This is a genomic window from Micrococcus sp. HSID17227, assembly GCF_003989405.1.
Lineage (GTDB): Bacteria > Actinomycetota > Actinomycetes > Actinomycetales > Micrococcaceae > Micrococcus > Micrococcus luteus.
Map to the genome: position 1 here is coordinate 1 of NZ_RBLN01000527.1, position 809 is coordinate 809.

1 protein-coding gene is annotated in these 809 nt (G+C 69.7%); it reads left to right on the forward strand.

What is annotated here, in order from left to right; translation table 11 throughout:
- Positions 1 to 22 precede the first annotated feature (22 nt).
- Positions 23 to 809: DEAD/DEAH box helicase family protein (locus D8M29_RS13095; protein ID WP_238693432.1), on the forward strand; the 787-nt coding region annotated here is incomplete at its 3' end.

Here is an 809-nt window from a genome sequence, read left to right on the forward strand (position 1 = left end):
GTGTACCCGCGCCGTGCGCGCCATGATCCGTGGGCGCGTCGTCACGGACGCAGACCTGGCCGACACCGAAGAGTTCGTCACCGCCGGGCAGCGCACGGGAACGCGGGACGAGAGGGCAGACATCGTGTACCGGTTGCACCCGGCTGCGGCGGAACACCTGCGCGGACTGCTGAGCCGCGACCAGGCTTGGGACGGCCACTTCGCCCTCACCGACCACCTCGAGGCTCACCCTCAGGCCCCGAACGGAATCGTCGCCGCACTGCACTCACCCACAAGCCAGGAGATGCTGCCCACCGGGCTGCGGCCCGTCGCCCGAGCGGCTGCGGCAACAGCGCGTCTCCTGGGCGTCGAGTCCACCGAGCCCTACTCCGGTCCCGACGCCCTGTCCGGCTTCGCGGCCCGGTCCGGCGATGGCCAGAAGGCCGACGCCCAGCAGACCCCCGCCCCAGCAATGCCGGACGCTCCCCCCGCGCCTGCACCAGACGTGGAAGTCGCGCCGCACGAACCTCAGTTCGACGGGGCGCTCATGTTGCGTGCCCACCAGCGCCACATGCGTGACCGTCTGAACGCCGAGCGCGAACTCCACGACCGGCACCGGAATCTCCTCGTCGCGCCTCCCGGCACCGGCAAGACCACTATGGCCGGCTTCGACTACCAGCACCTGTGCGAGCAGCACCAGCAAGACCTGAGTCTGCTCTTCGTCGCGGGTTCGGTAGAAGCAGTGAACCAGGCACGCCCGACCTACCAAGGCGTCCTCTCAAACCCGCAGTTCGGAGAGTTCCTGTACGGCGCGGGGACTCTCGAGCGGG